At 60.4% G+C, this 24,839-nt stretch carries 26 protein-coding genes; 8 read left to right on the forward strand and 18 right to left on the reverse strand.

Annotated elements, in window-relative coordinates; all coding sequences use genetic code 11:
- Positions 1–3: 3 nt before the first annotated feature.
- Genes AAIS01_RS24390 through AAIS01_RS24400 form a run of 3 tightly spaced genes read right to left on the reverse strand, consistent with a single transcriptional unit; the run spans position 4 to position 1,645 of the window.
- Positions 4–717, reverse strand: a complete 714-nt coding sequence (locus tag AAIS01_RS24390) for a PilW family protein (protein WP_343471058.1) — start codon at positions 715–717, stop codon at positions 4–6.
- Complete coding sequence (pilV, locus tag AAIS01_RS24395) at positions 714–1,175, reverse strand: type IV pilus modification protein PilV (protein WP_343471059.1); 462 nt, start codon at positions 1,173–1,175, stop codon at positions 714–716. Before pilV ends, AAIS01_RS24390 begins: the two co-directional genes overlap by 4 nt.
- Entirely contained in the window at positions 1,172–1,645 is a 474-nt protein-coding gene (locus AAIS01_RS24400; protein WP_343471060.1) for a GspH/FimT family pseudopilin, read from the reverse strand. Before AAIS01_RS24400 ends, pilV begins: the two co-directional genes overlap by 4 nt.
- A gap of 219 nt (positions 1,646–1,864) precedes the next feature.
- Between AAIS01_RS24400 and AAIS01_RS24405 the strand changes: the two genes are divergently transcribed.
- Complete coding sequence (locus AAIS01_RS24405; RefSeq protein WP_343471061.1) at positions 1,865–2,380, forward strand: GspH/FimT family pseudopilin; 516 nt, start codon at positions 1,865–1,867, stop codon at positions 2,378–2,380.
- Here AAIS01_RS24405 and ispH read toward each other — a convergent pair.
- The 6 genes from ispH to murJ all read right to left on the reverse strand — a co-directional run bounded on the left by ispH (position 2,357) and on the right by murJ (position 9,882).
- Positions 2,357–3,304, reverse strand: a complete 948-nt coding sequence (gene ispH / locus AAIS01_RS24410) for a 4-hydroxy-3-methylbut-2-enyl diphosphate reductase (protein ID WP_343471062.1) — start codon at positions 3,302–3,304, stop codon at positions 2,357–2,359. The genes AAIS01_RS24405 and ispH overlap by 24 nt on opposite strands.
- A 179-nt stretch (positions 3,305–3,483) precedes the next feature.
- Complete coding sequence (gene fkpB / locus AAIS01_RS24415) at positions 3,484–3,921, reverse strand: FKBP-type peptidyl-prolyl cis-trans isomerase (protein WP_245140988.1); 438 nt, start codon at positions 3,919–3,921, stop codon at positions 3,484–3,486.
- Positions 3,914–4,438 carry a signal peptidase II gene (lspA, locus tag AAIS01_RS24420; protein WP_092403411.1) on the reverse strand — a complete coding sequence of 175 codons (525 nt, stop codon included), beginning with the start codon at positions 4,436–4,438 and terminating at the stop codon, positions 3,914–3,916. Before lspA ends, fkpB begins: the two co-directional genes overlap by 8 nt.
- Positions 4,431–7,262, reverse strand: a complete 2,832-nt coding sequence (ileS, locus tag AAIS01_RS24425; protein ID WP_343471063.1) for an isoleucine--tRNA ligase — start codon at positions 7,260–7,262, stop codon at positions 4,431–4,433. The genes lspA and ileS overlap by 8 nt, the downstream gene beginning before the upstream one ends.
- A 13-nt stretch (positions 7,263–7,275) precedes the next feature.
- The gene (gene ribF / locus AAIS01_RS24430) at positions 7,276–8,214 is read right to left on the reverse strand and encodes a bifunctional riboflavin kinase/FAD synthetase (RefSeq protein ID WP_343471064.1); all 939 of its coding nucleotides are present in this window, start codon (positions 8,212–8,214) and stop codon (positions 7,276–7,278) included.
- Positions 8,215–8,343: 129 nt separating this feature from the next.
- Positions 8,344–9,882, reverse strand: a complete 1,539-nt coding sequence (gene murJ / locus AAIS01_RS24435) for a murein biosynthesis integral membrane protein MurJ (RefSeq protein WP_343471065.1) — start codon at positions 9,880–9,882, stop codon at positions 8,344–8,346.
- 254 nt (positions 9,883–10,136) lie between these two features.
- Here murJ and rpsT point away from each other — a divergent pair, with 254 nt between their 5' ends.
- On the forward strand, positions 10,137–10,415 hold the full coding sequence (rpsT, locus tag AAIS01_RS24440; protein WP_003185593.1) for a 30S ribosomal protein S20: 279 nt from the start codon (positions 10,137–10,139) through the stop codon (positions 10,413–10,415).
- Between the two features lie 209 nt (positions 10,416–10,624).
- Here rpsT and AAIS01_RS24445 read toward each other — a convergent pair whose 3' ends face one another.
- The 5 genes from AAIS01_RS24445 to rplU all read right to left on the reverse strand — a co-directional run bounded on the left by AAIS01_RS24445 (position 10,625) and on the right by rplU (position 14,509).
- Positions 10,625–11,089, reverse strand: a complete 465-nt coding sequence (locus tag AAIS01_RS24445; RefSeq protein ID WP_076386392.1) for a CreA family protein — start codon at positions 11,087–11,089, stop codon at positions 10,625–10,627.
- Between the two features lie 9 nt (positions 11,090–11,098).
- Positions 11,099–12,217 carry a glutamate 5-kinase gene (gene proB / locus AAIS01_RS24450; protein WP_092459954.1) on the reverse strand — a complete coding sequence of 373 codons (1,119 nt, stop codon included), beginning with the start codon at positions 12,215–12,217 and terminating at the stop codon, positions 11,099–11,101.
- Between the two features lie 270 nt (positions 12,218–12,487).
- Positions 12,488–13,711 carry an Obg family GTPase CgtA gene (gene cgtA / locus AAIS01_RS24455; RefSeq protein WP_047230163.1) on the reverse strand — a complete coding sequence of 408 codons (1,224 nt, stop codon included), beginning with the start codon at positions 13,709–13,711 and terminating at the stop codon, positions 12,488–12,490.
- A gap of 190 nt (positions 13,712–13,901) precedes the next feature.
- Positions 13,902–14,159 (reverse strand): 50S ribosomal protein L27, encoded by a 258-nt coding sequence (gene rpmA / locus AAIS01_RS24460; RefSeq protein ID WP_003205738.1) that lies wholly within the window; start codon positions 14,157–14,159, stop codon positions 13,902–13,904.
- Positions 14,160–14,194: 35 nt separating this feature from the next.
- Positions 14,195–14,509, reverse strand: coding sequence for a 50S ribosomal protein L21 (gene rplU / locus AAIS01_RS24465; RefSeq protein WP_003176051.1), 315 nt, complete (start codon positions 14,507–14,509; stop codon positions 14,195–14,197).
- A 239-nt stretch (positions 14,510–14,748) separates the two neighbouring features.
- On the opposite strand from rplU, the gene AAIS01_RS24470 reads away from it, so the two are divergent.
- The 3 genes from AAIS01_RS24470 to AAIS01_RS24480 all read left to right on the forward strand — a co-directional run bounded on the left by AAIS01_RS24470 (position 14,749) and on the right by AAIS01_RS24480 (position 16,759).
- Positions 14,749–15,717 (forward strand): polyprenyl synthetase family protein, encoded by a 969-nt coding sequence (locus AAIS01_RS24470; RefSeq protein ID WP_343471066.1) that lies wholly within the window; start codon positions 14,749–14,751, stop codon positions 15,715–15,717.
- A 239-nt stretch (positions 15,718–15,956) separates the two neighbouring features.
- Positions 15,957–16,298 carry a zinc ribbon domain-containing protein YjdM gene (locus tag AAIS01_RS24475; RefSeq protein ID WP_076386396.1) on the forward strand — a complete coding sequence of 114 codons (342 nt, stop codon included), beginning with the start codon at positions 15,957–15,959 and terminating at the stop codon, positions 16,296–16,298.
- Between the two features lie 203 nt (positions 16,299–16,501).
- Entirely contained in the window at positions 16,502–16,759 is a 258-nt protein-coding gene (locus AAIS01_RS24480) for a PA4570 family protein (protein WP_092459955.1), read from the forward strand.
- Positions 16,760–16,885: 126 nt separating this feature from the next.
- On the opposite strand, the gene bamJ is transcribed toward AAIS01_RS24480, so the two are convergent.
- The 4 genes from bamJ to AAIS01_RS24500 all read right to left on the reverse strand — a co-directional run bounded on the left by bamJ (position 16,886) and on the right by AAIS01_RS24500 (position 21,426).
- Positions 16,886–17,503 carry a BamJ family beta-barrel-assembly machinery protein gene (gene bamJ / locus AAIS01_RS24485; protein ID WP_025215564.1) on the reverse strand — a complete coding sequence of 206 codons (618 nt, stop codon included), beginning with the start codon at positions 17,501–17,503 and terminating at the stop codon, positions 16,886–16,888.
- A gap of 205 nt (positions 17,504–17,708) precedes the next feature.
- Positions 17,709–18,197 (reverse strand): TIGR00645 family protein, encoded by a 489-nt coding sequence (locus AAIS01_RS24490; protein ID WP_047230159.1) that lies wholly within the window; start codon positions 18,195–18,197, stop codon positions 17,709–17,711.
- Between the two features lie 132 nt (positions 18,198–18,329).
- Positions 18,330–18,671 carry a PA4575 family protein gene (locus AAIS01_RS24495; protein WP_092403427.1) on the reverse strand — a complete coding sequence of 114 codons (342 nt, stop codon included), beginning with the start codon at positions 18,669–18,671 and terminating at the stop codon, positions 18,330–18,332.
- 316 nt (positions 18,672–18,987) lie between these two features.
- Positions 18,988–21,426: a Lon protease family protein gene (locus AAIS01_RS24500; protein WP_343471067.1), complete on the reverse strand. Its 2,439-nt coding sequence runs from the start codon at positions 21,424–21,426 to the stop codon at positions 18,988–18,990.
- Between the two features lie 274 nt (positions 21,427–21,700).
- Here AAIS01_RS24500 and AAIS01_RS24505 point away from each other — a divergent pair, with 274 nt between their 5' ends.
- The 3 genes from AAIS01_RS24505 to AAIS01_RS24515 all read left to right on the forward strand — a co-directional run bounded on the left by AAIS01_RS24505 (position 21,701) and on the right by AAIS01_RS24515 (position 24,726).
- A complete protein-coding gene (locus AAIS01_RS24505) occupies positions 21,701–22,189 on the forward strand; it encodes a DUF3015 domain-containing protein (protein ID WP_057451579.1) in 489 nt (162 codons plus the stop codon).
- Between the two features lie 87 nt (positions 22,190–22,276).
- Positions 22,277–24,130: an Lnb N-terminal periplasmic domain-containing protein gene (locus AAIS01_RS24510; RefSeq protein WP_343471068.1), complete on the forward strand. Its 1,854-nt coding sequence runs from the start codon at positions 22,277–22,279 to the stop codon at positions 24,128–24,130.
- A gap of 104 nt (positions 24,131–24,234) precedes the next feature.
- Complete coding sequence (locus AAIS01_RS24515) at positions 24,235–24,726, forward strand: GreA/GreB family elongation factor (RefSeq protein ID WP_343471069.1); 492 nt, start codon at positions 24,235–24,237, stop codon at positions 24,724–24,726.
- Positions 24,727–24,839 lie beyond the last annotated feature (113 nt).

Genomic DNA, 24,839 nt, shown 5'->3' on the forward strand with positions numbered 1-24,839 from the left:
CCCTCACAAAAGCCGGTTGCGCAAAGCGGCAACCACGTTGAAGGTCTGCTCGCGCACATTGTTTTTCGGGTCAAAGAGCGTGAGGGTCAGGCGCACACTGCGGATCAGGGCCGGATCGGTCGGGTTGCGGCTGTAGCTCGATGCCGCGACATCTGTCGCGCTGCTGGCCACGCCAAATGTCACATCGAATGTCCGGACGTTATCCACCAGTACCGCCTGGGTCGGGTTGCCAGCCCCGGTGCCCATCAACAACTGGTTATTGCTGAAACTGTAGACCAGCCGCCGTATCGGAAACGCCATTTGCCCGGCCGCCGGTAGCCGCGCCCCGGTATAGGCGGTCGCCGTGTTGCGACAGTCCGAGACCACGGTCCAGGTCGGCACGCCGCCACTGTTGCCGACATCCGTCGTCACCAGCGTCAGCTTCAGATTGGCGTTGTCCCAGCTGATCGGCGTGACCTTGCTGGCATTGAAGTCCCCCGCAGAGGACGCGTCGAGAACGGTCTCCAGGCAACCGAACATGCCTACCATGCGAATTTCCTGGATCATTTTGCTCAGGACGAACCGCGCATCCTCCTGCATCACCGCCGCCGCGTTCTGACTGACGTAGGTATTCTTGGCGGCGATGAAAATCTGCACCACACCCAGCACGACAATCAGACTGAGCACCAAAGCGATCATCAGCTCAATCAGGCCGAATCCCCGGCAACGCCTGTTCATGGCGTCGCTCCTGGTGGGTCGACGGCGACGCGACTGGTCAGCACGAAACTGCGTCGCGCCTCGGCGGCGTTGGTCGTGTTGGCGGCCCGGGCGTCGTCCCAAGAGATGGTAATGGTGTAGACCCGCTGGTGCAGGGCAACAGTGCCGGTGGCCGCGGCGCCGCCGAAGCTGACGATGTTGGTCTTGAAATCGTAGAGATCCTGGTCCCGGGCTACGTTGAGATTGGGTGAACTGGGCGGCGTGACCGTGTAATCGGCGCTGGAGTTGGCACGAATGCGGTCCAGCATGTCGTAGGCGATGAAGCTGGCCTGGCTGGTCATGCGCGAGCTGTCGGTATACTTGAGCGCATTGAGCTGAACCATCGCGGCTCCCAGCAAGCCCACGCCCAGAATCAGCACGGCTACCAGCACCTCGATCAGTGTCATGCCCTCCTGTGCTTTTTTACTGCAACCCTTCATCCGCAACTTCCACCCAATACGATTCGTCCATTGAGGCAAACATTCAGCGTCCTGCTTTGCGCCCCCCTTACATAATTGAAAGTCACCGGCGTGGCCGGAGTCGACAACCCGCCGAGGTTGTTGAAATCAATGTGGGTCGCCTCTGAGGTTAGCGTCAGAGTCGCACCGCCGCTCATCGCTGGAACAACCCGCAATACATTGGGCTCAGCGCCAGTACTGTCATACACCGTCAGTTCATCGCTCCAGACGCTGCCCTCGGCCGTGGGGCGAATCCTTGTCGTGACACCACGGTCGATCGCCGTCATCCGGGCGAAGTTCAGTGCCCGGCGCAGGTCGTCAATATCGGTATCGGCCTTGGTGCCCTGCACCGAACCGGTAAGGGCCGGTACCGCCAGGGTGATCAGGAGCAGCAGCACGCCAAGGGCTACCAGCACCTCGATCAGCGTGAAACCTTTTGTACGAAGATCCATCGATGCCCTCCGTTGCCGTCGGCTATACCTGCTTCTACACGCTAGAACAAACGACTGCGTGTGGCGAGGGAGCTTGCTCCCGCTCGGGCGCGTAGCGGCCGCTATTTTGGGGCTGCTGCGCAGCCCAGCGGGAGCAAGCTCCCTCGCCACAACATGCTCCTGCCGCACTGAGTTTCTTGCACTATCGCACCGCTTCACATTCTCCAGGGAGGAGATGTCATGCACCAACAGGGCTTCAGCCTGATCGAACTGCTCATGGGACTGGCGATTGCGGCAATTGTTCTGCCGTGGGCCGGCGCTGGCTACAAAGAGCTGATCGAATCCATTGAACGCAAGGACACGGCGCAGTTGCTGATCAGCGGGTTACGCAGCGCGCGCAGCGAAGCCATCGCGCGCAACCGGACGGTCGTGCTCAGGGGGATAGACAACGATTGGGGCCGGGGCTGGCGAATGACCCTGGACGACAAGGAGAAGACCGTGCTGATGGAGCGCAGGGCAAGCGCCCGGGTGATCGGCAACCAGCCGGTGAGACGCAGGGTGAGGTTCGGCAACCGGGGGGAAGCCTTGCACCCCGGCGGCGCATTCCAGGCAGGCACGCTGCATGTCTGCGCCAAACGCGGGCCGGTCAGCCACCATCAGGTGATATTGGCGCCCTCCGGCCGCGTCCACCTGGAAAGCGTCGAAGCCGAGCAGGCGCTGTGCGAAAAGGACTTAAAGCAAAGAGCGCACGCGTAGTTCCTTGGGCATGGAGAAAGTGACGTTCTCCTCGCGACCGGACAATTCATCGGCACCGGTTGCACCCCAGGCCTGCAGTTGCTGGATCACGCCGCGCACCAACACTTCCGGCGCTGAAGCACCGGCGGTAATGCCGATACGCTCGACGCCATCGAACCAGCTGCGCTGCAGGTCTTCGGCACCGTCGATCAGGTACGCCGGAGTGGACATGCGCTCGGCCAGCTCGCGCAGGCGATTGGAGTTGGAGCTGTTCGGGCTACCGACTACCAGCACGACATCACATTCGTCAGCCAGTTGCTTGACCGCATCCTGACGATTCTGGGTGGCGTAGCAGATGTCATCCTTGCGTGGCCCACCGATGGCCGGGAAGCGCGCACGCAGGGCGTCGATCACTCGACTGGTATCGTCCATGGACAGGGTGGTCTGGGTGACAAACGCCAGCTTTTGCGGGTTACGCACCTGCAGCGCGGCGACGTCTTCTTCATCCTCGACCAGATAGATCGCGCCACCGTTGCTGGCGTCGTATTGGCCCATGGTGCCTTCGACTTCCGGATGGCCCTCGTGGCCGATCAGGATGCACTCACGACCGTCACGGCTGTAACGGGCCACTTCGATATGGACTTTGGTCACCAAGGGGCAGGTCGCGTCGAATACTTTCAGGCCACGGCCGGCAGCTTCGGTACGCACTGCCTGGGACACCCCGTGGGCACTGAAGATCACGATGACGTCGTCCGGCACCTGGTCCAGCTCCTCGACGAAGATCGCCCCGCGGCTACGCAGGTCTTCGACGACAAATTTGTTGTGGACCACTTCGTGGCGCACATAGATGGGCGGCCCGAAGACTTCCAGGGCGCGGTTGACGATTTCGATCGCCCGGTCCACGCCGGCGCAGAAGCCACGGGGGTTGGCGAGTTTGATTTGCATGCTGTGCCTCGTGTCTTGCGCGCAAGAAATAGTAATGCTTGTCTAAAAACCCAAAGACAATGGAATCCCATGTGGGGGCGGGCTTGCTCGCGAAGGCGGACTGTCCGCCAACATCACTATTGAATGTAAGGCCCTCTTCGCGAGCAAGCCCGCTCCCACACTGGACCGCATCCGGTCAGTTAAAGCGCCTTGACGTCGATGATTTCCACTTCGAAATTCAAGGTCTTGCCCGCCAGCGGGTGGTTGAAGTCCACAGTCACCTGAGCGTCGTCGAAAGCTTTCACCACACCGGGCAGTTCCGTGTTGGCCGCGTCGTTGAAGATCACCAGCAGGCCTTCGGACAGTTCCATGTCCTGAAACTGGGAGCGTGGCATGGTCTGCACGTTTTGCGGATTGGGCTGACCAAAGGCGTTTTCCGGTGGAACCACCACGGTGCGCTTGTCGCCGGCCTTGAAACCGAAGATCGCCGCCTCGAAGCCTGGCAGCAGGTTGCCGTCGCCAACCTTGAACACCGCCGGAGCCTTGTCGAAGGTGCTGTCGACGGTGTCGCCGTTTTCCAGGTGCAGGGCGAAGTGAAGCTTCACTTCAGTGTTTTGAGCGATACGCTGCTCAGTCATGGACGGCTTCTCCGGTTTTCTTGCTCTTGAACATGTCCAGGGCGAGCATCACAGCACCCACGGTGATGGCGCTGTCGGCAAAGTTGAACGCCGGGAAATACCAGCGGTTCTGCCAATGCACCAGGATGAAGTCGATCACGTGGCCCAAGGCAATCCGGTCATAAAGATTACCCAGCGCGCCCCCGAGCACCAATGCCAGCGCCACGGCCAGCCAGGTCTCATCGCGGCCCAGGCGTTTGAGCCAGACCACCAGCACGCCACTGACCACGATAGCGATCAGGGCGAACAGCCAGCGCTGCCAGCCCGAACTGTCGGCCAGGAAGCTGAACGCCGCGCCCGTGTTGTAGGCCAGGGTCCAGCTGAAGTAGTCGGGAATGACCACGATCTGCTGGTACATGGTCAGCGAGTTCTCGAAGTAGTACTTGCTGGCCTGGTCAATGACCAGGACCAGCACGCTCAACCACAACCAGCTCAGCCGGCCGAAACGGCCCGCTGCGTTAGGCGCCACATTAGGCATAGTGACGAACCTCACCGGTGCCGCTGATGTTGTCGACACAACGACCGCAGATCTCCGGATGCTCCGGGTTCACGCCGACGTCTTCACGGCAGTGCCAGCAACGGGCGCACTTGGTGTGGTTCGACTTGACGATCTTCAGCTTCAGGCCGCTGACTTCAGTGACGACCGCATCGGCCGGTGCCTGCACCAACGGGGCGACACTGGCGGTGGAGGTGATCAGCACGAAACGCAGTTCGTTGCTCAGCTTGACCAGGTCGTTGCTCAGGGCTTCTTCAGCGTAGAGGGTCACTTCAGCCTGCAGGTTGCCACCCACGGCCTTGGCCGCGCGCTGGATCTCCATTTCCTTGTTGACCGCCGCCTTGACCGCCATGATCCGGTCCCAATAGGCACGATCCAGCTCGAAACCTTGCGGCAGTTCGGTCAGGCCTTCGTACCAGGTGTTGAGCATCACCGACTCGTTGCGCTCGCCCGGCAGGTACTGCCACAGCTCGTCGGCGGTGAACGCCAGGATCGGCGCGATCCAGCGCACCAGCGCTTCGCTGATATGGAACAGCGCGGTCTGGCACGAACGGCGCGCCTTGCTGTTGGCGCCAGTGGTGTATTGGCGGTCCTTGATGATGTCGAGGTAGAAACCACCGAGCTCCTGCACGCAGAAGTTGTGGATCTTGGAGTAGACGTTCCAGAAACGGTATTCACCGTAATGCTCCTGCAATTCGCGTTGCAGCAGCAGGGTACGGTCCACGGCCCAGCGGTCCAGCGCGAGCATTTCTTCCGCCGGTAGCAGGTCGGTGGCCGGGTTGAAACCGGTCAGGTTCGACAGCAGGAAGCGCGCGGTGTTACGGATCCGCCGGTAGGCGTCCGCGCTGCGCTGCAGGATCTGTTCGGAAACGGCCATCTCGCCGGAATAGTCGGTGGAGGCGACCCACAAACGCATGATGTCGGCGCCCAAGGTATCGTTGACCTTTTGCGGCGCGATCACGTTGCCCAGGGACTTGGACATCTTGCGGCCGGACTCGTCGACGGTGAAACCGTGGGTCAGCAGCTCGCGGTACGGTGCTTGGTTGTCAATGGCGCAGCCGGTCAGCAGCGACGAGTGGAACCAGCCGCGGTGCTGGTCCGAACCTTCCAGGTACAGGTCGGCACGCGGGCCGGTTTCATGGCCCATTGGGTGCGAGCCACGCAGCACATGCCAGTGGGTGGTGCCGGAGTCAAACCAGACGTCCAGGGTGTCGCTGATCTTGTCGTACAGCGGCGCTTCGTCGCCCAGCAGCTCGGCGGCGTCCATCTTGAACCAGGCCTCGATGCCTTCGACTTCGACGCGCTTGGCCACTTCTTCCATCAGCTCGACGGTGCGTGGATGCAGTTCGCCGCTTTCCTTGTTCAGGAAGAACGGGATCGGCACGCCCCAGTTGCGCTGACGGGAGATGCACCAGTCAGGGCGGTTGGCGATCATCGAGTGCAGGCGCGCCTGGCCCCAGGCCGGCACGAACTTAGTGTCCTCGATGGCTTTGAGGGAGCGTTGGCGCAGGGTCTCGCCAGTGGCTGGCTGCTTGTCCATGCCGATGAACCATTGCGCGGTGGCGCGGTAGATCAGCGGGGTCTTGTGGCGCCAGCAGTGCATGTAGCTGTGTTCGATGACGGTGGTGTGCAGCAGCGCGCCGACTTCGGTCAACTTGTCGACGATGGCCGGGTTGGCTTTCCAGATGAACTGGCCACCGAAGAACTCCAGCGATGGCACGTACACACCATTGCTCTGTACCGGGTTGAGGATGTCGTCGTTGACCATGCCGTACTTCTTGCAGGTCACGAAGTCGTCAACGCCATAGGCCGGTGCGGAGTGAACCACCCCAGTGCCTGCGCCCAGCTCCACGTAGTCGGCCAGGTACACCGGCGACAGGCGGTCATAGAACGGATGACGGAAATTGATCAGCTCCAGCGCCGAACCCGGGGTGGTGGCCAGCACCGAGCCTTCGAGGTTGTAGCGGGCCAGGCAGGACTCGACCAGTTCTTCGGCCAATACCAGCAGCTTGTCGCCAACATCGACCAGGGCGTAGCTGAATTCCGGGTGAACGTTCAACGCCTGGTTGGCCGGGATGGTCCACGGGGTGGTGGTCCAGATCACGATCGACGCCGGTTTGCTCAGCTTGCCCAGGCCAAAAGCGGCGGCGAGCTTGTCTTCATCGGCGATCGGGAACGCGACGTCGATGGTCGAGGACTTCTTGTTCTCGTACTCGACTTCCGCCTCGGCCAAGGCCGAACCGCAATCGAAGCACCAGTTCACGGGCTTGAGGCCCTTGAACACGAAGCCGCCCTCGACGATTTTCGCCAAGGCACGGATTTCGCCGGCTTCGTTTTTGAAGTCCATGGTTTTGTAAGGGTTGGCGAAGTCGCCCAGCACGCCGAGGCGGATGAATTCGGACTTCTGCCCTTCGATCTGCTCGGTGGCGTAGGCACGGCACAGTTCGCGGGTCTTGTCCGCGCCCAGGTTCTTGCCGTGGGTCACTTCAACCTTGTGCTCGATCGGCAGGCCATGGCAGTCCCAGCCCGGAATATAAGGCGCGTCGAAACCCGACAGGGTCTTGGAGCGCACGATCATGTCCTTGAGAATCTTGTTCAGCGCGTGACCGATGTGGATCGTGCCGTTGGCGTACGGAGGGCCGTCGTGCAGGACGAACTTCGGACGATCCTTGCCAATCTCGCGCAACTTTCCGTACAGGCCAATGCTGTCCCAACGCTGCAGAATCTGTGGTTCGCGCTGAGGCAGGCCGGCCTTCATAGGGAAGGCGGTGTCCGGAAGGTTTAGCGTGGCTTTATAGTCGGTCATTTAAGGCTCTTCATTAGCGATTGGCGCTGGTTGCGACAAGGGCACGGGCGGCGGCGATATCTGCATGGATCGCCGTCTTGAGCGCCTCCAGAGAGGCAAAACGCTGCTCTTCACGCAGCTTTTGGTGGAAAACCACCGTCAAACGCCGGTCATACAGATCGCCGGCAAAATCCAGAACATGTACTTCGAGGTGGGCCTTGCCATCCCCCTGGACCGTGGGCCGGACGCCGATATTGGCGACACCGGGCCAAGTCTTGCCGTCGATCTCGACACTCACCAGGAACACCCCGGTCAGCGGTACACGACGACGCTTGAGTTGCACGTTGGCCGTCGGCGTGCCCAGTTGGCGCGCCAGTTTCTGCCCGTGCAGGATCCGTCCGGCAATCCGGTACGGCCGGCCGAGCAAACGCTCGGCCCATTCGAAGTCGGCAGCCGCCAGGGCATTGCGGACCTGGGTACTGCTGACGCGCATGCCATCCATCTCGACGGTCTGCGCGGCTTCGACAGTGAAGCCCCGGGCCTTGCCGGCCTGTTGCAGGTAATCGAAATCCCCTGCCCGGTCGCAGCCGAAACGGAAATCATCACCGACTTCCAGATGTTTTATATCCAGACCGCCCACCAGGATGGTCTCGACGAATTCGGCGGCACTGAGCTTGCTCAGGCGCTGATTGAAGGCCAGGCACAAGACCCGGTCAACGCCTTCGGCGGCCAGCAGATGCAGTTTGTCCCGCAGCCGGGCCAGACGGGCCGGCGCGGTGTCCGGGGCGAAAAATTCCCGGGGTTGCGGCTCAAAGATCACCACGCAACTGGGCACGCCCAATTCCCGGGCACGCTCGCGCAACCGCGCCAGGATAGCCTGGTGGCCACGGTGAACACCGTCAAAGTTGCCAATAGTGGCGACACAGCCCCGATGCTGGGGGCGCAGGTTGTGGAGGCCTCGAACCAGCTGCATAACGCGCTTCTTGCTCATAAAGTGGCCGATTATAACCACACCCGGCGGCCGACGACAGGCAACACCGTAACCCAAAGTGATCGAGCCGACAAAACCACTGCCCGGCCCGGGATTATCGAGGGTAAACCCTCAGCTCAAGCCCTTGCGGTTGAAGTCGCGCAGGCGGAAGCCCATCAGCAGCAGCATGCCGAAATACGCCACCACGCCCGCGACGACCAGCACACCCAGGCGCAGGAAACGCTCGAGCATCTGCCCTTCGCCCCAGGCTGGCATGAAGTGCATCGCCCCCAGCAGCACCGCCGACATCACGCCCACGGCCACCAGCAGCTTGAGGCCGAACAGGCCCCAGCCCGGCTGCGGCTGATACATCTTCTGCTTGCGCAGTTGGTAAAACAGCAGCCCGGCATTGAGGCAGGCGCCGGCACTGATCGCCAAGGCCAGGCCGGCATGGGCCAGCGGACCGATCAGCAACAGGTTGAACAATTGGGTCATCACCAGGGTGAAAATGGCGATTTTCACCGGCGTGCGAATGTTTTGCTGAGCATAGAAACCTGGCGCCAGCACCTTGATCACAATGATACCCAGCAAGCCCACCGAGTAAGCGATCAATGCTCGCTGGGTCATCAGGGCATCAAATGCATTGAACTGACCGTACTGGAACAACGAAACGGTCAGCGGCTCCGCCAGAATGCCCAGCGCCAGGGCACAGGGCAACACCAGCACGAAGCACAGGCGTAGGCCCCAATCGAGGATGCGCGAGTATTCCTGACGGTCCTGGCTGGCGTAGGTCTTGGCCAGGGTCGGCAACAGGATCGTGCCCAGGGCCACACCCAATACGCCGGAGGGCAACTCCATCAGGCGGTCGGCGTAGTACATCCACGACACCGAGCCGGCCACCAGGAACGAGGCGAAAATGGTGTTGATGATCAGGGAAATCTGACTCACCGAAACCCCGAGGATCGCCGGCAGCATCTGCTTCATCACCCGCCACACGCCGCTGTCGCGCAGATTCAGGCGCGGCAGCACCAGCATGCCGATTTTCTTCAGGTGAGGCAGTTGATACAGCAACTGCGCCAGGCCGCCCACCAACACCGCCCAACCGAGGGCCATCACCGGGGGATCGAAGTACGGTGTCAGAAACACCGCAAATACGATCATGCTGACGTTGAGCAGGGTCGGCACGAAGGCCGGTACCGAGAAACGGTTCCAGGTATTGAGGATCGCCCCGGCCAGAGATGACAGGGAGATCAGCAATATATAAGGAAAGGTCACCCGCAACAGGTCCGAGGTGAGCTGGAATTTTTCCGGGGTATCGGTAAAACCCGGTGCCGTGGCCCAGATCACCCAAGGCGCGGCAAGCATGCCTGCGGCCGTGACCAGCGCCAGCACCAGGGTCAGCAAACCCGTGACGTAGGCAATGAACGTGCGGGTCGCCTCGTCGCCCTTCTGACTCTTGTATTCCGCCAGGATCGGCACGAAGGCTTGGGAGAACGCCCCTTCGGCGAAGATCCGCCGCAACAGGTTGGGCAACTTGAAGGCGATGAAGAAGGCATCGGTGGCCATCCCGGCACCGAATATCCGAGCAATCAGCGTGTCACGAACGAACCCCAGGACGCGTGAAAGCATCGTGATAGAGCTGACGGCAGCCAACGATTTGAGCAGATTCATGAAAAGAGTTTTTGCCTGTCGATAAACAGCAGGCGAACAAAGCGCCCACTTATGCGATACTCCGCGCCGCTAAACAGTGCAGAGCCAAAGCCCGCGAGTTTACAGGTCGCACGCCGGAAAGAAATCATCCGGTGCGTTGTACCTGCCATTCAGCGGAACGCGTCACCCGCCCTTGACAAGACATCAACTCATCGGCATGATTCGCGGCCTATTTTGTTTGCTATTTCCTAAAAAGTCTTTCGAGGAGCTCGACGGTGGCCAACACACCTTCCGCCAAAAAACGTGCAAAACAGGCTGAGAAGCGTCGCAGCCACAACGCCAGCCTGCGTTCCATGGTCCGTACCTACATCAAAAACGTAGTTAAGGCCATCGACGCAAAAGACGCTGAAAAAGCACAAGCTGCTTACGTTCTGGCTGTGCCAGTTATCGACCGTATGGCCGATAAAGGCATCATCCACAAGAACAAGGCTGCTCGCCATAAGAGCCGCCTGAATGGCCACGTAAAGGCCCTGAACGTTGCCGCTGCTGCCTAAGCGACGCGCTCGTTAAAAAACCGACCTCAGGGTCGGTTTTTTATTGCCCGGGATTTAACGGGCACCGCACGAACAATGTGGGGACAGACCTCTGTGGGAGCAAGGCTTGCCCGCGACAGCATCACCTCAGCATTAAGACAGACCGAGGCGCCCGAATCGCGGGCAAGCCTTGCTCCCACACAACCTCTCTCACAATGAGTTTGTCCGAACTATTGAGTACGAGCCCACGGCAAGATTGGAATCGCCGTCACCGCATTCTGCGGACTGCCTTCGATCACGCGATCGCTGTAGACCAGGTACACCAGCGTATTGCGCTTTTTGTCGAGAAAGCGCACCACCTGCATGGTCTTGAACACCAGCGACGTGCGCTCCCTGAACACTTCCTCACCGTCCTTGAGCTCGCCCTTGAAGCTGATGGGACCGACCTGACGACAGGCAATGGACGCCTCGGCGCGATCCTCGGCCAGCCCCAAGCCACCCTTGACACCCCCAGTCTTGGCCCGGGACAGATAACACGTCACCCCATCCACCTTCGGATCATCGAAGGCCTCAACGACGATCCGGTCATTCGGCCCGACAAACTTGAACACCGTCGACACCTGGCCAATTTCCTCGGCCGAGGCCAGCAGCGGCAATGCCACCAGCAAGCCGATCAATCCTTTTGCCAAACCCATGATTTTTCCTTAGACGAGAATCAGGTTGTCACGGTGAACCAGCTCTGGCTCGGCCATGTAACCCAACAGACCGACAATCGCATCAGACGATTGACCGATGATTTTTTGTGCCTCGAGCGCGCTGTAGTTGGCCAGGCCGCGAGCGATTTCGCGACCATCCGGCGCCACGCACACCACCATTTCACCGCGACGAAAACTGCCCTGGACCAGCTTCACACCCACCGGCAGCAGACTTTTATTGCCTTGGGACAGCGCCGACACCGCTCCCGCATCCAGCACCAGCGTGCCACGGGTTTGCAGATGCCCGGCCAGCCATTGCTTACGAGCCGCCAGCATGCCGCGCTCAGGCGACAGCAACGTGCCGATGCGCTCGCCGGCCTTGAGGCGATCCAGCACCCGCTCCAGCCGACCACCGACAATGATGGTGTGGGCCCCGGAGCGAGCAGCCAGACGGGCGGCGCGTAGCTTGGTCTGCATGCCGCCTCGCCCCAGCGCGCCACCAGTACCGCCCGCCACCGCGTCCAGCGCCGGATCATCGGCACGCGCTTCGTAGATCAGCTTGGCATCGGGATTGTTGCGCGGATCGGCGTCGAACATGCCGTCGCGATCCGTCAGAATCACCAGCAGATCCGCCTCCACCAGGTTCGCCACCAACGCGGCCAGGGTGTCGTTGTCGCCGAAACGAATCTCGTCGGTGACCACAGTGTCGTTTTCGTTGATCACCGGGATGACTTTCAGTTCAACCAGCGCTCGCAAGGTGCTGCGGGCATTGAGGTAGCGCTTGCGGTCGGACAGGTCGTCATGGGTCAGCAGAATCTGCGCCGTGTGGCGACCCAGCTCGGCAAAGCTCGACTCCCAGGCCTGCACCAGGCCCATCTGACCGATGGCGGCAGCAGCCTGCAACTCGTGCATCGCGCTGGGTCGCGATGTCCAGCCCAACCGACTCATACCCGCCGCCACGGCCCCCGAAGAGACCAAGACCAGCTCGACGCCAGCTTCATGCAAAGCCACCATCTGCTCGACCCACACCGCCATCGCCTTGCGATCCAGGCCCTTGCCATCCGCCGTCAGCAATGCGCTACCGATCTTCACGACCCAGCGCCGCGCACCCGTCACCTTGCTCCGCATTATCTTCAACCTTTGCCAGCGAACGGCGCGACCCAGCACCGCCCATGGGATTATTCGTATTTGCGTTTTACAGATACCAAAACGCCGCTCGAATGAGCGGCGCCTTGGAAACTGGCTGGTTGCGATGATAACACTGCGCTGAAACACTTGAACCTGTGGGAGCGAGCTTGCTCGCGATAGCGGCGTGTCAGCTAACGACTATGTCAACTGACAGACCGCTTTCGCGAGCAAGCTCGCTCCCACAGGTCCTGGCTTCACGCCAGCACCAGATCAGTCACGAACGTAGATGATTTCCGGACCGTCTTCGTCATCCACGTCTTCTTCGTCCCAATCGTCGTCACCGATGTCGTGGACCGACTTCACGCCGCTGCGACGCAGGGCACGCTGATCATCCAGCGCTTGCAACTGAGCACGCGCCTCGTCTTCGATACGCTGATCGAGCTCAGCCAACTCTTCCTTGTAGGCAGGGTCATTGGCCAGGCGATCGGCACGATCTTCCATATAACGCATGATGTCGTGACACAGACGCTCAGTGCCTTCTTTGGCAATGGCCGAGATCACGTAGACCGGACCTTCCCACTCCAGGCGATCGACGATTTCCTTGACCCGCTCTTCATGCTCTTCTTCGAGGATCTGGTCGCACTTGTTCAGCACCAACCAGCGGTCACGCTCAGCCAGGGCCGGGCTGAACTTGGTCAGCTCACTGACAATGACTTCGGCCGCATCAGCAGCACTGGTTTCATCCAGCGGCGCCATGTCCACGAGGTGCAGCAACAACCGAGTACGGGACAGGTGCTTGAGGAAGCGAATCCCCAGGCCGGCGCCATCAGACGCGCCTTCGATCAGCCCTGGAATGTCCGCAACCACAAAGCTCTTCCAGCGATCGACACTGACCACACCCAGGTTCGGCACCAAGGTGGTGAACGGGTAATCGGCCACTTTCGGCTTGGCCGCCGACACCGAGCGAATGAAGGTGCTCTTGCCGGCGTTCGGCAGGCCCAGCAGGCCCACGTCGGCCAGCACTTTCATTTCCAGCTTCAGGTCGCGCTGTTCACCCGGCTTGCCTGGCGTGGTCTGGCGTGGCGCACGGTTGGTACTGGACTTGAAACGGGTGTTACCCAGACCGTGCCAGCCACCATGGGCCACCAGCAAACGCTGGCCAGCCTTGGTCAGGTCGCCAATGACTTCCTGGGTGGCGGAGTCGATCACCGTGGTGCCGACCGGCACGCGCAGGATCAGGTCTTCGCCCTTTTTGCCGGTGCAGTCGGTGCTACCGCCGTTGGAGCCACGCTCGGCATCGAAGTGCCGGGTGTAACGGTAGTCCACCAGGGTGTTGAGGTTTTCGTCGGCGAGCATATAGATCGAGCCGCCATCGCCGCCGTCACCACCGTTCGGACCACCGTTCTCAATGAATTTTTCCCGACGGAAACTCATGCAACCATTGCCGCCGTCGCCGGCCTTTACTCGAATCGATACTTCATCAACAAACTTCATGACACACGCCTCTCGCCATACGGACGAGCCAAAAAAACAAGACATAAGACTCTTGCAAAAATGAGCGCAGCGACCTGATGACACGCCCCAACTGCAGCGCCGACGGCCCATACAAACAGTTTTGCAAGAGACTCACCCCACAAACGAAAAAGCCCCGTCGCAAGACAGGGCTTTTCCAGCGGTCTCGCAATTAAGCTGCGATAACGCTTACGTAACGACGACCGAAGGCGCCTTTTACTTCGAACTTGATCACGCCTTCGACTTTAGCGAAGAGGGTGTGATCCTTACCCATGCCTACGCCGTAGCCAGCGTGGAATTGGGTGCCGCGCTGACGCACGATGATGTTGCCCGCTTTGATAGCCTGGCCGCCATACATCTTGACGCCAAGGCGTTTGGCTTCTGAGTCGCGACCGTTACGGGTACTACCACCAGCTTTTTTGTGTGCCATGAGTTCAATTCTCCTAGTGAGGAATTAGGCTGAAATTAAGCCTGAATACCGGTGATTTTGATCTCGGTGTACCACTGGCGGTGGCCCATACGCTTCATGTGGTGCTTACGGCGACGGAACTTGATGATGCGGACTTTATCGTGACGACCTTGGGAGATCACTTCAGCCACAACGGTAGCGCCAGCAACAACTGGAGCGCCGATATTCACGTCATCGCCATTGGCGACCAACAGAACGCGATCAAAAGTCACGGATTCGCCGGTAGCGATTTCCAGTTTTTCGATCTTCAGGTATTCACCTGGGGCGACCTTGTATTGCTTGCCACCAGTAACAATTACTGCGTACGACATGGTATTTCTCCGATAATCCTGCTCACCCAGCGCTTTATAAGAAGAGGTATTGGCTGGCATGGCTGCATGGGCTGGAAGGCCCGGATGCAATTGCGTAAGGCAGGTGCTGCCCAGGAAGTTCAGGGTGCGCGATTGTACGCAAGCCGCAAGCGCCTTGCAAGAGGCCGTCCATCGTGCCTTGACAGGCCCAGGCGTGGGTCCTAGCATGCCGCGCAACCCTTCTGGAGCACCTGTCGCTGATGCAACCCCAAGCTTTCTACCGCGCGGTGGCGGACGATTTTAGCGCCGTCGACGGCATCATCAAGAAGCAGCTGACTTCCCGAGTGCCGCTGGTATCGAAAATCGGCGATTACATTACTTCGGCCGGAGGCAAACGCCTGCGGCCTTTGTTGGTGCTTTTGTGTGGCAAGGCCCTGGGCCGCGAAGGCGACGACATGCGCCTGCTGGCCGCCACCATCGAATTCCTGCACACCGCAACCCTGCTGCATGACGACGTGGTCGACATGTCCGGCATGCGCCGTGGCCGATCGACCGCCAACGCCATGTGGGGCAATGCCCCAAGCGTGCTGGTGGGCGACTTCCTGTATTCGCGCTCGTTCGAAATGATGGTCGAACTGGGCTCGATGCCGGTGATGAAGATCCTGTCCCAGGCCACGCGCATCATCGCCGAAGGCGAAGTGCTGCAGTTGTCCAAGGTGCGCGATGCCAGCACCACCGAAGAAACCTACATGGAAGTCATCCGCGGCAAGACCGCGATGCTCTTCGAAGCCTCGACCCACAGCGCCGCCGCCCTGGCTGGCGCCAGCGCCGAGCAGAGCGAAGCGCTGCGCACCTTTGGCGATCACCTGGGTGTAGCCTTCCAATTGGTCGACGACCTGCTGGACTACAAGGGCGACGCCGAAACCCTGGGCAAGAACGTCGGCGACGACCTGGCCGAAGGCAAGCCGACCCTGCCGCTGATCTACACCATGCGCGAAGGCACCCCTGAGCAGGCGGCGCTGGTACGCCAGGCGATCCAGAAAGGTGGGATCGAAGACCTGGAGAGCATCCGCGAAGCGGTTGAAGCCTCCGGCTCGTTGGACTACACCGCAAAACTGGCCCGTGACTACGTCACCCGCGCGATCAAATGCCTCGACGCCCTGCCGGCCAGCCAATACCGCGATGCGCTGGTGGAGTTGAGTGAGTTTGCGGTGGCCCGTACTCACTAACATCCTTGGGGCTTTTTTGTGGCGAGGGGATTTATCCCCGCTGGGCTGCGAAGCAGCCCTAAAAGTCATTCCCGGCGCTCCAGGCAGATTGGGTTGAGCGCTGCTCTTGGGGCTGCTGCGCAGCCCAGCGGGGATAAATCCCCTCGCCACAATTCGCTGACACACGCTGCTCCCCCTGCTTGCAACAAAACCCTATATAATGTGCGCCCTTTTGCCCTCCTGATACCCAAGGAACCTTAGTGAGCACGTTGCCTCCCTGCCCGAAATGCAATTCCGAATACACCTACGAAGACGGTACTCAACTGGTCTGCCCGGAGTGTGCCCACGAATGGTCTGCCAGCGGTGAAGCTGAAACGGCGTCCGATGAGACGGTGAAGAAGGATTCGGTCGGCAATGTCCTGCAGGACGGCGACACCATCACCGTGATCAAGGACCTGAAGGTCAAAGGCACGTCGCTGGTGGTCAAGGTGGGCACCAAGGTCAAGAACATCCGTTTGTGCGATGGCGATCACGACATCGACTGCAAGATAGACGGCATCGGCCCGATGAAACTCAAATCCGAGTTCGTCAGAAAAGTCTGAGTCTTGTGTATTCCATCCCACGCCCCGCGTGGGATGGCGCTTCACCCTCCCCGCTCCAGCCCCCCATTTGCGCCTCCCAGCCAAGCCCGAGCCGATTGAGCTGCCGCAACCCATCGTCAGAAAAACAATTTGAATACCAATAGAGCCTTGCTATTTAGCGAATAAGAATTATTCTCATAACGCCCATCAAGGAGATGAGAACCATGACTTATTTGATCGATGCCTGGCTGGACCGCCCACACCCCTACCTGAGAATCCTGCATCGGGAAACCGGGGAAGTCTGTGCGGTGCTTGAAGAGGAAGCCCTGAACGAATTGCAGGACCAGGGGGATCTGGACCTTCACAGCCTCAATTCCAGCGAGCCGCTGGTGCTCAAGGAACTGGTGCGCAATCTGTTTCTGTTCTGCTATGCCCGGGCGTTGCGCCCTACGGGTGATTTCAGTGGCAGGTTTCACGGATGAACGCGCAGCTCATGTGGGAGCGGGCTTGCTCGCGAAGGCGGTGTGTCAGTTAACGAAAATGTCGACTGGCAGTCCGTATTCGCGAGCAAGCCCGCTCCCACATCACATTACTGATGTCGGCAAGTTTTACAGAACGTCCAACAGCTCGACGTCAAACACCAGTACGCTGTGCGGCGGGATGCTGCCAACGCCTTGAGCGCCGTAGGCCAGTTCGCTTGGCACGTACAAACGCCATTTGCTACCGGCGTTCATCAGTTGCAGGGCTTCGGTCCAGCCAGGGATCACGCCGCCCACCGGGAATTCGGCAGGCTGGCCACGATCGTAGGAGCTGTCGAACACAGTGCCGTCGATCAGGGTGCCGTGGTAATGGGTACGCACCTGATCCTCACGGCTCGGCTTGGCGCCTTCGCCCTGCGTCAGCACTTCAAATTGCAGACCCGAGGCCAGGGTGGTGATGCCTTCGCGCTTGGCGTTTTCAGCCAGGAATGCGCGGCCTTCGCCAGCGGCAGCTTCGGCCTTGGCGGCGGCTTCGGCCTGCATGATTTCGCGGATGACTTTGAAGCTGGCGGACATCTCGTCCTGGCCCACACGGCTTGGCTTGCCGGCGAAGGCGTCGGTCAGGCCGGCCAGGATCGCGTCCAGGCTAACGCCCGGTGGCGGGTTGTCGCGCAGCTGGTCGCCCAACTGACGGCCAATGCCGTAGCTGACGCGGGTTTCATCGGTGGACAGGTTAACTTCGGACATGATGCTGCTCCGCTGTGCGGACGGCTCGGGAATTTGCCGTGCTCGACACAGCGCCTCCCGGAGCGCCCGGAACCAAAAGGGCGAGCAGACTAGCACAGATGCCGTAGCGGGTGATGAGCCGCCTCATCAAAGCGCCGCTGCCAAAAACGACAACGCCCGCCTGCTTTGCAACAGACGGGCGGTGCGCCAAGGCGATGAACGGGCCTCAGTGCTTGGTCAGTTTATCCAGGTAACCCATGGCAAACGCCGAGACCACGAAGGTCATGTGGATGATCACGTACCACATCAGGTGCTCGGGATCGACGTTCTTGGCGTCCATGAAGATGCGCAGCAGGTGAATGGAGGAAATGGCAACGATGGAGGCCGCAACCTTCATCTTCAGCGAGGACGAATCCATGGTCCCGAGCCAGTTGAGCTTTTCCTTGTCGGAATCGATGTCCAGTTGCGAGACGAAGTTCTCGTAGCCGGAAATCATCACCATCACCAACAGGCCGCCCACCAGCGCCATGTCGATCAGCGACAGCAGCACCAGAATCAGTTCGGACTCGGCCATGGCAAACACATTGGGAATGATGTGGAAGACTTCCTGAAAGAACTTCAGCGCCAGGGCCAGCAAGCCGAGGGACAGCCCGAAATAGATCGGCGCCAGCAGCCAACGGGAGGCGTACATTGCATTTTCGATAAAGCGTTCCATTGAATCTCACACCAGGGCTGAAAAATCGCGGCGAGTATATCAGTCACGCCCCGGGTCATAAACGCCAGGCCCATCCGTGACTTCAGCCCTTGTGGCAAAACCGTACTGCCAGCCCCCGCACGATGAGGGCTTTCAATGCAGCGGGCGAAACTCGAAGCCGTCGACGCTGCGACAACGGCCTCCATTGATTTCCCGTAACTGGGCCTGCATGTGCAGGCTCCAGATCTGCGGGTCGTCGGCCAGCTCATAACCGTGCAGTGTCAGGCTTTGCACAATGGTGTCGAGAATGGACTCAGCGGCATTCGGGCCGGGAAAAGGGCCTTGGGCCTTGATGGCCGAAGGTTGTTCGCCAGCCATTCCGGCGGCGAAGAGCAAGGTCCACATACCGGTATCTCCCGCCAGCGGACGGATAGCGCATTCGATACGGGTCACAAGGCCCAGGCATTGACGAGTGAGGCAAAGGTTGCGCGACATGGCGGCGCCCCTCGATAGATCCGGTATTCAGCCTCAGGAAGAGGCTGTTTCGATCCGATGATGGCTCTCGTTATCCTTGAACTGAGGATAGAAGAAAAGTTCCGGCCGCAAGTCCCGCCGAGACCAGAATACGCCGAATGGTCATAGTGTGAATATTGACGCCAAAGCGGTGGCACTTTTTAAGCATCACCGCAAGCAATTGTGGGAGCGAGCCTGCTCGCGATAGCGGCGTGTCAGTCAATATTCCATTGGCTGTCATACCGCTATCGCGAGCAGGCTCGCTCCCACATGGGCACTCGCAGCGATCAGGGAAGCATCAAGCCGGCTTGGCCTCCGCCAGCGCCTGTTGCGCCAGTTCCTTTTCCGCCTCCTTGATGTCGTCTTCGCTGATCATCTCCGCGATCACCCGCAGCCGCTCCACCACCCGGGCATTGACGCTACCCTCAGGGAATTCACCGTTTTCATCCGGCTCGCCGGCCGGTTCGCCCACCAGCAGGCTCAGGGCTTCGTCGGCCTGACGCACCGCATAGACGTGGAACTGCCCGGCGCGCACGGCGGTGAGCACTTTCTCGTCAAGCATCAGGGTGGCGACGTTGGCCTGGGGGATGATCGCCCCCTGCTCGCCCGTCAGCCCACGGGCTTCGCAAAGGCGGAAGAAGCCTTCGATCTTCTCGTTGACCCCACCCACCGCCTGCACTTCCCCAAACTGGTTGATCGAGCCGGTGATAGCGAAACACTGCTTGAGCGGCGTCTTCGACAAGGCAGAAATCAGCGTACACGCCTCCCCCAGGGAGGCACTGTCGCCGTCTACGTAGCCGTAGGATTGCTCCAGGGCAATGCTGGCAGAGATCGCCAGAGGAAACTCCTGAGCGTACCGGCTGCCCAGGTAACCGGTGAGGATCATCACGCCCTTGGAGTGGATCGGTTGGCCGAGGTTGACCTCTCGCTCGATGTCGACAATACCGCTGCCGCCGGGGTAAACCGTGGCGGAAATCCGCGCTGGCACGCCGAACGCCGAATCCCCCACCTCCAGCACCGTCAACCCGTTGCACTTGCCCACGGCCGCGCCGTCGGTGTCGATCAGGATGATCCCCGCCAGCATGTCGTCGAGGATCCGCGCCGAGACGCGCCCGGTACGGGTGGCCTTGGCCTTGAGGGCGCGTTCGATATGACCGGCGTCGGTCATCTCGTCACTGGCCAACTGACGAATGAAATCCGCCTCGCTGACCAGTTGGAAAAGATCGCCAATACGCGCTGACAAACGCCCCTGATGTTCGGCCAGGCGCGCACTGTAGGTGGCCAGGCGCGCCACCGCATCGGCGGTCAGCGGGGCCATGCCCTCCTCCGAAGTACGGGTCTTGAGCAACTGGGCGAACTGCTCCAGGCTCTCATCCCCCATCGGAATGTCTTCGTCGAAATCCACCAGTACGCGAAACATTTCCTGGAAGTCCGAATCCAGGTCCTGCAAGGCGTAATAGAGCTGGCGGGCACCGATGATCACCACTTTGACTTGCAGGGGGATGTGCTGCGGGGTCAGGGTGACCGTGGCCAGACGACCCAGCTCGCCCAGTGGCGACTCCATTTTCAGTTTGCGCGACTGCAGGGCACGCTTGAGTGCATCCCACACGAACGGCTCGCTCAGCATTTTTTCTGCTTCGAGGATCAGGAAACCACCGTTGGCTCGGTGCAACGCCCCTGGGCGCAGTTGCCGATAGGTGGTGTAGAGCGCGCCCTGGTCAGTGCTGTACTCAATGCGTCCAAACAGGTTGTCGTAGGTCGGGTGCGGTTCAAACACCACCGGTGCGCCACCGCTGGTTGGGTGCCCTACCATCAGGCTCGGGGCGTATTGCTCCTCCAGCAGCTTGCGGGCGATGGCGTCAGACTTGCTGTCGTCCACCAACTGCTCGACCACCGTCTTGAGCAGGTACACCTGCATGGCTTGCAGGTAACCGCAGACCGCGGCGTTCTCTGCGTACTTTTCCGACAGCGGCGCCAGCAACGGTTGCAGGGCCAGGGTGATGGTTTCTTCGTTGAGGTGACGCATCTGGTTGCTGGACTCGCGCTTCCACTGCGGCAGACTGGCGAGCTCTTCGTTCAAGCGCTCTTCCAGGCCTGAGATGTCGTCATGAAAACGCTCGCGCTCAGACTCCGGCAACTGGGCGAATTCCGCCTCGTCCAGGGCCTTGCCCTCGCTCATCGGCGTGAACGCGATGTTGCTGCTGTCACGGTACAGGGCAACATCCTTTTCCAGCGCCAGACGTTCGATCACATCCAGGGCGCGGTCGTAGCGCTGGTTGAACGCGCGGTCGATGGCGCTTTTTTTCTGTTGGTAGGACGGGTGCTCGAACACCGCCGGAAAAGTCGCCAGCAGGTTGTCGATCAGGCCGTTGATGTCGGCGATGAACGCCCCCGCCGCACCCGATGGCAGCTCCAGGGCACGGGGTTCGCGGGGCTCATCGAAATTATTGACGTAGACCCAGTCCGCTGGGGTCTGCATGCGCTTGCCTTCGGCCTTGAGGTAGCGCTTAACGAATGAAAACCGGCCGGTGCCGGGTTCGCCCATGACAAATACGTTGTAACCGGGGCGCGGCATGGCCACGCCGAACTGCAATGCTTCGACCGCACGCTCCTGGCCAAGCACACCGCGGAAGGGTTCCAGATCATTGGTGGTAGAGAAGCTGAACTGTTCAGCGGAAAACGGGCGGGTCAGCGCTTCAGGCGCTAGACGCAAGCTGGCAGCAACAGGATCAGGCATCGGGCTTCCTTACATCAGGCGGGGCAGATAGCGGCATTCTGGCGCTGCCTGCACCTGACTGGCAAGAAGCGCCTCAGAGCAAAGCATAGTCCAGGAGTATCTCCTGAGCCTGAGCCCGTCATTTCATGACAATGCAGTTACTTTTTGCAAAATGTCACGGAACCCCAGGATCGTGCCTAAACTCCAAACTGCGCGGCTGGAACAATAACCGGCCCACTGGCGCCAGCAGGTGCCAGACCCTGTCCATTGGTATGCACATAAAGAGAACATAGCTATGAAACGGATTCTTCTCGGTACTCTCTTCACCGCTGTATCCCTCAACGCCATGGCTCAAGCGCCAGGCGGTCCGGATTGCGGCTGGGGCAACATGCTGTTCGAAGGTCAGCGTGGCACCCCGGCTCACTTCCTGGCATCCACCACCAACGGCACCTCCGGCAACGCCACCTTCGGCATGACATCCGGCACCAACGGCTGCTCGACCAACGCGGCACTGACCTACGGTGGCAAGTCCTGGCTGGCCATGAACGGCATGATGAACGAGCTGTCCGAAGACATGGCCAAGGGCCAAGGCGAAGCGCTGACCACCTACGCCGTGGTACTGGGCGTGGCGCCGGAAGACCGTGCGCATTTCTCGGCTGTCACCCACGAGCACTTCCAGCAGATCTTCAGCAAGGCTGATGTGACCGCAGAAGACGTGCATACCAACACCCTGGCCGTGCTGAAAAGCGACCCACGCCTGGCCAAGTACGCCACTCAAGCTTAAGCTCGACACCACTCGCTCCTCTCGGGGAGCGGGTTTTCTTTTTGGGCCCCTTTCGGTCTTTATTTTCGACTTTCCAAGTAGCCAACTATGCTCAAACGCCTTGCCTGGCTGGCGCTCTGTGTGTGCGCCCCGTTGTCCGCCGCACCTCATGTCGACCCTCAACGCTTGCAGCAACTGGCCAACGACCGTTTCTGGATTTCCCTGGGCCACTATGAAACCGCCAAGCTCGGCGGCTGGCGCAGCTATATCAGCGACAAAAGATTTTTCCTTGCTCCCGACGGCAACGAACATCCCGACCACGAACTGACCGCCACGGTGCAAGCCCTGTACGGCCCGGCCAGCGCTGGCCAGCAACACGCCCAATGTGTGTACCCGGCGCGTACACGCTGGCTGAAAGCGCAGCTCAACCTGACCGACCTGCCGGCGGTTGATTGCCGCGAATTCACCCAATGGTTCAAGGATGTCGCGCCCCACAGCGCGGTGATGATTTTTCCGGCCGCCTACTTGAACAGCCCTTCTTCGATGTTCGGCCACACCCTGCTGCGCATCGACCAGGCCGATGTGCAAAGCGACAAGACCGCGCTGCTCAGCTACGCGATCAACTTCGGTGCCTACATCGAAGGCTCGGACAACAGCATTCTTTATGCCTGGAAAGGCCTGATGGGCGGTTACCCGGGCCTGTTCGCCCTGGTGCCCTATCAGGAGAAACTCTCCGAGTACCGCAGCCTGGAAAACCGCGACCTGTGGGAATACCGCCTCAATCTGAGCCAGGTGGAAACCGAGCGCATGGTCGAGCATGTGTGGGAACTCAAGCAGGTGCAGTTCGACTATTTTTTCTTCGATGAAAACTGCTCCTATCGCCTGCTCGAACTGCTGCAAGTGGCCCGTCCCAGCCTGCGGCTGACCGAACAGTTCCCGTTGACGGCGATTCCCACCGACACCGTGAAGGCGGTGAAAGAAGCCGGGCTGGTGGAAAGCATCGAATACCGTCCCTCCCGCGAGCGGGAATTGCTCAGCCGCGCCGAACCACTCACCGACGACGAGCAGCAATGGGTGCTGAACGTCAGCGCCGACCAGAAACAACTGCAAACCTCAGCATTCAAGGCATTGCCTCGCGCCCGCCAGGCGCTGATCATCGACGCGGCCTATCGCCTGGAGCGCTACCGCGCCAACGGTCAGGAACGCGACCCGCAGCGCGCCCAGCGCAGTTTCGAACTGTTGCGGGCGATCAACCAGAACCCCGCGCCGGAACTCGACATCCCGCGACCGGGCCTGCCCGAGGATGGTCACGAGTCGCGCACCTGGCAGGCCGGCCTCGGCACCCGTGGCGACCGGGCGTTCGGAGAATATGGCCTGCGCATGGCCTATCACGACCTCAACGACAACGCCGAAAGTTTCCCGTTGGGCGCACAGATCGAGATCCTGCAACTGAAGCTGCGCCAGTACGAAGGCAATGACTGGCAGGTGCAACAGCTGGACCTGGCAACCATTCGCTCGCTGACTCCACGCAATGAGTTGCTGCAACCGCTGTCCTGGCAAGTCACCGGCGGCCTGGAGCGGGTGCCGGGCAAGCACGACGACGAAACCCTGGTCAGCCACGTCAATGGCGGAGCCGGCGGCACCTGGGCACTGGGCGACGACATGCTGGGGTTCGCCTTGGGCACGGTACGGGTCGAACATAACAACGACTTCGCCCAGTTCATCGCTCCCGCAGCGGGCTTCAACACTGGCGTGCTGTGGAAAAACCCGCTGGGCAACTTGAGCCTGGAGGCCAAAGGCGACTATTTCATCAACGGCGAAGTGCGCCGTAGCGTGAGCCTGAACCAGCAGTGGGAACTGTCACGCAACCTCGGTCTGCGCCTGAGCGCCCAGCGCGAGTTCAGCCATCTGGCGTCACCGGAAAATGAAGTGATGCTGGAGGTGAAGTGGTATCACTATTGACCAAAGCGTCTACCCGCCCACAAATAGCGACAAGACGTTTTTAGACATCCAGCGAAACCAAAAGCCTGCGACCATGGCCCAAACTCCAATAAGAGGAGAACGCCATGAGTCGCGCCTTCGTCAATGAGGACAACGCCGCTGCACAGGCCGATCAGCCGGTCGAGCGTCAGGTCAGTGTGCAACCCAATTACGTCACCCCCACCGGCCTCACCCAATTACAGGCCCGGGTCGCTGAGCTGCAGGCGCTGCACAGCCAGCAGGTGGCCAAGGGAGAACTGGCGGACAAGCAACGAATCGCGGACATCGAACGGGATTTGCGCTACTTCAATCAGCGCTTGCAAAGCGCTCAGGTCGTTACGCCAACCTCATTGGATCAGGTGCGGATTGGGCATTGGGTGACCTTTGTGGATGAGCACGATCTCGAGCAGCGGGTGCAACTGGTGGGTGAGGATCAGGCTGATGCGGCCAGCGGATTGGTCAACTGGGATTCGCCGCTGGGGCGGGCTCTGCTGGGGACGAAAGTGGGCGATGAAGTGGTCTGGAAACGGCCGGTGGGGGATTTGACTATTGAAGTGGTGGCGATAGAACCGGGGTGATCTTGCCGGATTCATCGCGAGCAGGCTCGCTCCCACAGGTATCGAGCCCCACCGTGCATCTTGTGTCTGACCCAAAACCATTGTGGGAGCGAGCCTGCTCGCGATGGCGGTGG

The organism is Pseudomonas halotolerans (genome assembly GCF_039581215.1).
In the GTDB taxonomy this organism is placed as follows: domain Bacteria; phylum Pseudomonadota; class Gammaproteobacteria; order Pseudomonadales; family Pseudomonadaceae; genus Aquipseudomonas; species Aquipseudomonas tehranensis.

Bases quoted from the DNA above. Each gene is read 5' to 3' on its own strand.
- rpmA (WP_003205738.1), bottom strand. From the start codon at position 14,159: ATGGCACACAAAAAAGCTGGTGGTAGTACCCGTAACGGTCGCGACTCA.
- murJ (WP_343471065.1), bottom strand. From the start codon at position 9,882: ATGAATCTGCTCAAATCGTTGGCTGCCGTCAGCTCTATCACGATGCTT.
- AAIS01_RS24445 (WP_076386392.1), bottom strand. From the start codon at position 11,089: ATGGGTTTGGCAAAAGGATTGATCGGCTTGCTGGTGGCATTGCCGCTG.
- bamJ (WP_025215564.1), bottom strand. From the start codon at position 17,503: ATGTCCGAAGTTAACCTGTCCACCGATGAAACCCGCGTCAGCTACGGC.
- lspA (WP_092403411.1), bottom strand. From the start codon at position 4,438: ATGCCTAATGTGGCGCCTAACGCAGCGGGCCGTTTCGGCCGGCTGAGC.
- AAIS01_RS24495 (WP_092403427.1), bottom strand. From the start codon at position 18,671: ATGTCGCGCAACCTTTGCCTCACTCGTCAATGCCTGGGCCTTGTGACC.
- proB (WP_092459954.1), bottom strand. From the start codon at position 12,217: ATGCGGAGCAAGGTGACGGGTGCGCGGCGCTGGGTCGTGAAGATCGGT.
- AAIS01_RS24490 (WP_047230159.1), bottom strand. From the start codon at position 18,197: ATGGAACGCTTTATCGAAAATGCAATGTACGCCTCCCGTTGGCTGCTG.
- cgtA (WP_047230163.1), bottom strand. From the start codon at position 13,711: ATGAAGTTTGTTGATGAAGTATCGATTCGAGTAAAGGCCGGCGACGGC.
- AAIS01_RS24480 (WP_092459955.1), top strand. From the start codon at position 16,502: ATGACTTATTTGATCGATGCCTGGCTGGACCGCCCACACCCCTACCTG.
- AAIS01_RS24400 (WP_343471060.1), bottom strand. From the start codon at position 1,645: ATGGATCTTCGTACAAAAGGTTTCACGCTGATCGAGGTGCTGGTAGCC.
- AAIS01_RS24505 (WP_057451579.1), top strand. From the start codon at position 21,701: ATGAAACGGATTCTTCTCGGTACTCTCTTCACCGCTGTATCCCTCAAC.
- AAIS01_RS24405 (WP_343471061.1), top strand. From the start codon at position 1,865: ATGCACCAACAGGGCTTCAGCCTGATCGAACTGCTCATGGGACTGGCG.
- ispH (WP_343471062.1), bottom strand. From the start codon at position 3,304: ATGCAAATCAAACTCGCCAACCCCCGTGGCTTCTGCGCCGGCGTGGAC.
- AAIS01_RS24390 (WP_343471058.1), bottom strand. From the start codon at position 717: ATGAACAGGCGTTGCCGGGGATTCGGCCTGATTGAGCTGATGATCGCT.
- rplU (WP_003176051.1), bottom strand. From the start codon at position 14,509: ATGTCGTACGCAGTAATTGTTACTGGTGGCAAGCAATACAAGGTCGCC.
- ileS (WP_343471063.1), bottom strand. From the start codon at position 7,262: ATGACCGACTATAAAGCCACGCTAAACCTTCCGGACACCGCCTTCCCT.
- fkpB (WP_245140988.1), bottom strand. From the start codon at position 3,921: ATGACTGAGCAGCGTATCGCTCAAAACACTGAAGTGAAGCTTCACTTC.
- ribF (WP_343471064.1), bottom strand. From the start codon at position 8,214: ATGCAGCTGGTTCGAGGCCTCCACAACCTGCGCCCCCAGCATCGGGGC.
- AAIS01_RS24470 (WP_343471066.1), top strand. From the start codon at position 14,749: ATGCAACCCCAAGCTTTCTACCGCGCGGTGGCGGACGATTTTAGCGCC.
- AAIS01_RS24515 (WP_343471069.1), top strand. From the start codon at position 24,235: ATGAGTCGCGCCTTCGTCAATGAGGACAACGCCGCTGCACAGGCCGAT.
- pilV (WP_343471059.1), bottom strand. From the start codon at position 1,175: ATGAAGGGTTGCAGTAAAAAAGCACAGGAGGGCATGACACTGATCGAG.
- AAIS01_RS24500 (WP_343471067.1), bottom strand. From the start codon at position 21,426: ATGCCTGATCCTGTTGCTGCCAGCTTGCGTCTAGCGCCTGAAGCGCTG.
- AAIS01_RS24510 (WP_343471068.1), top strand. From the start codon at position 22,277: ATGCTCAAACGCCTTGCCTGGCTGGCGCTCTGTGTGTGCGCCCCGTTG.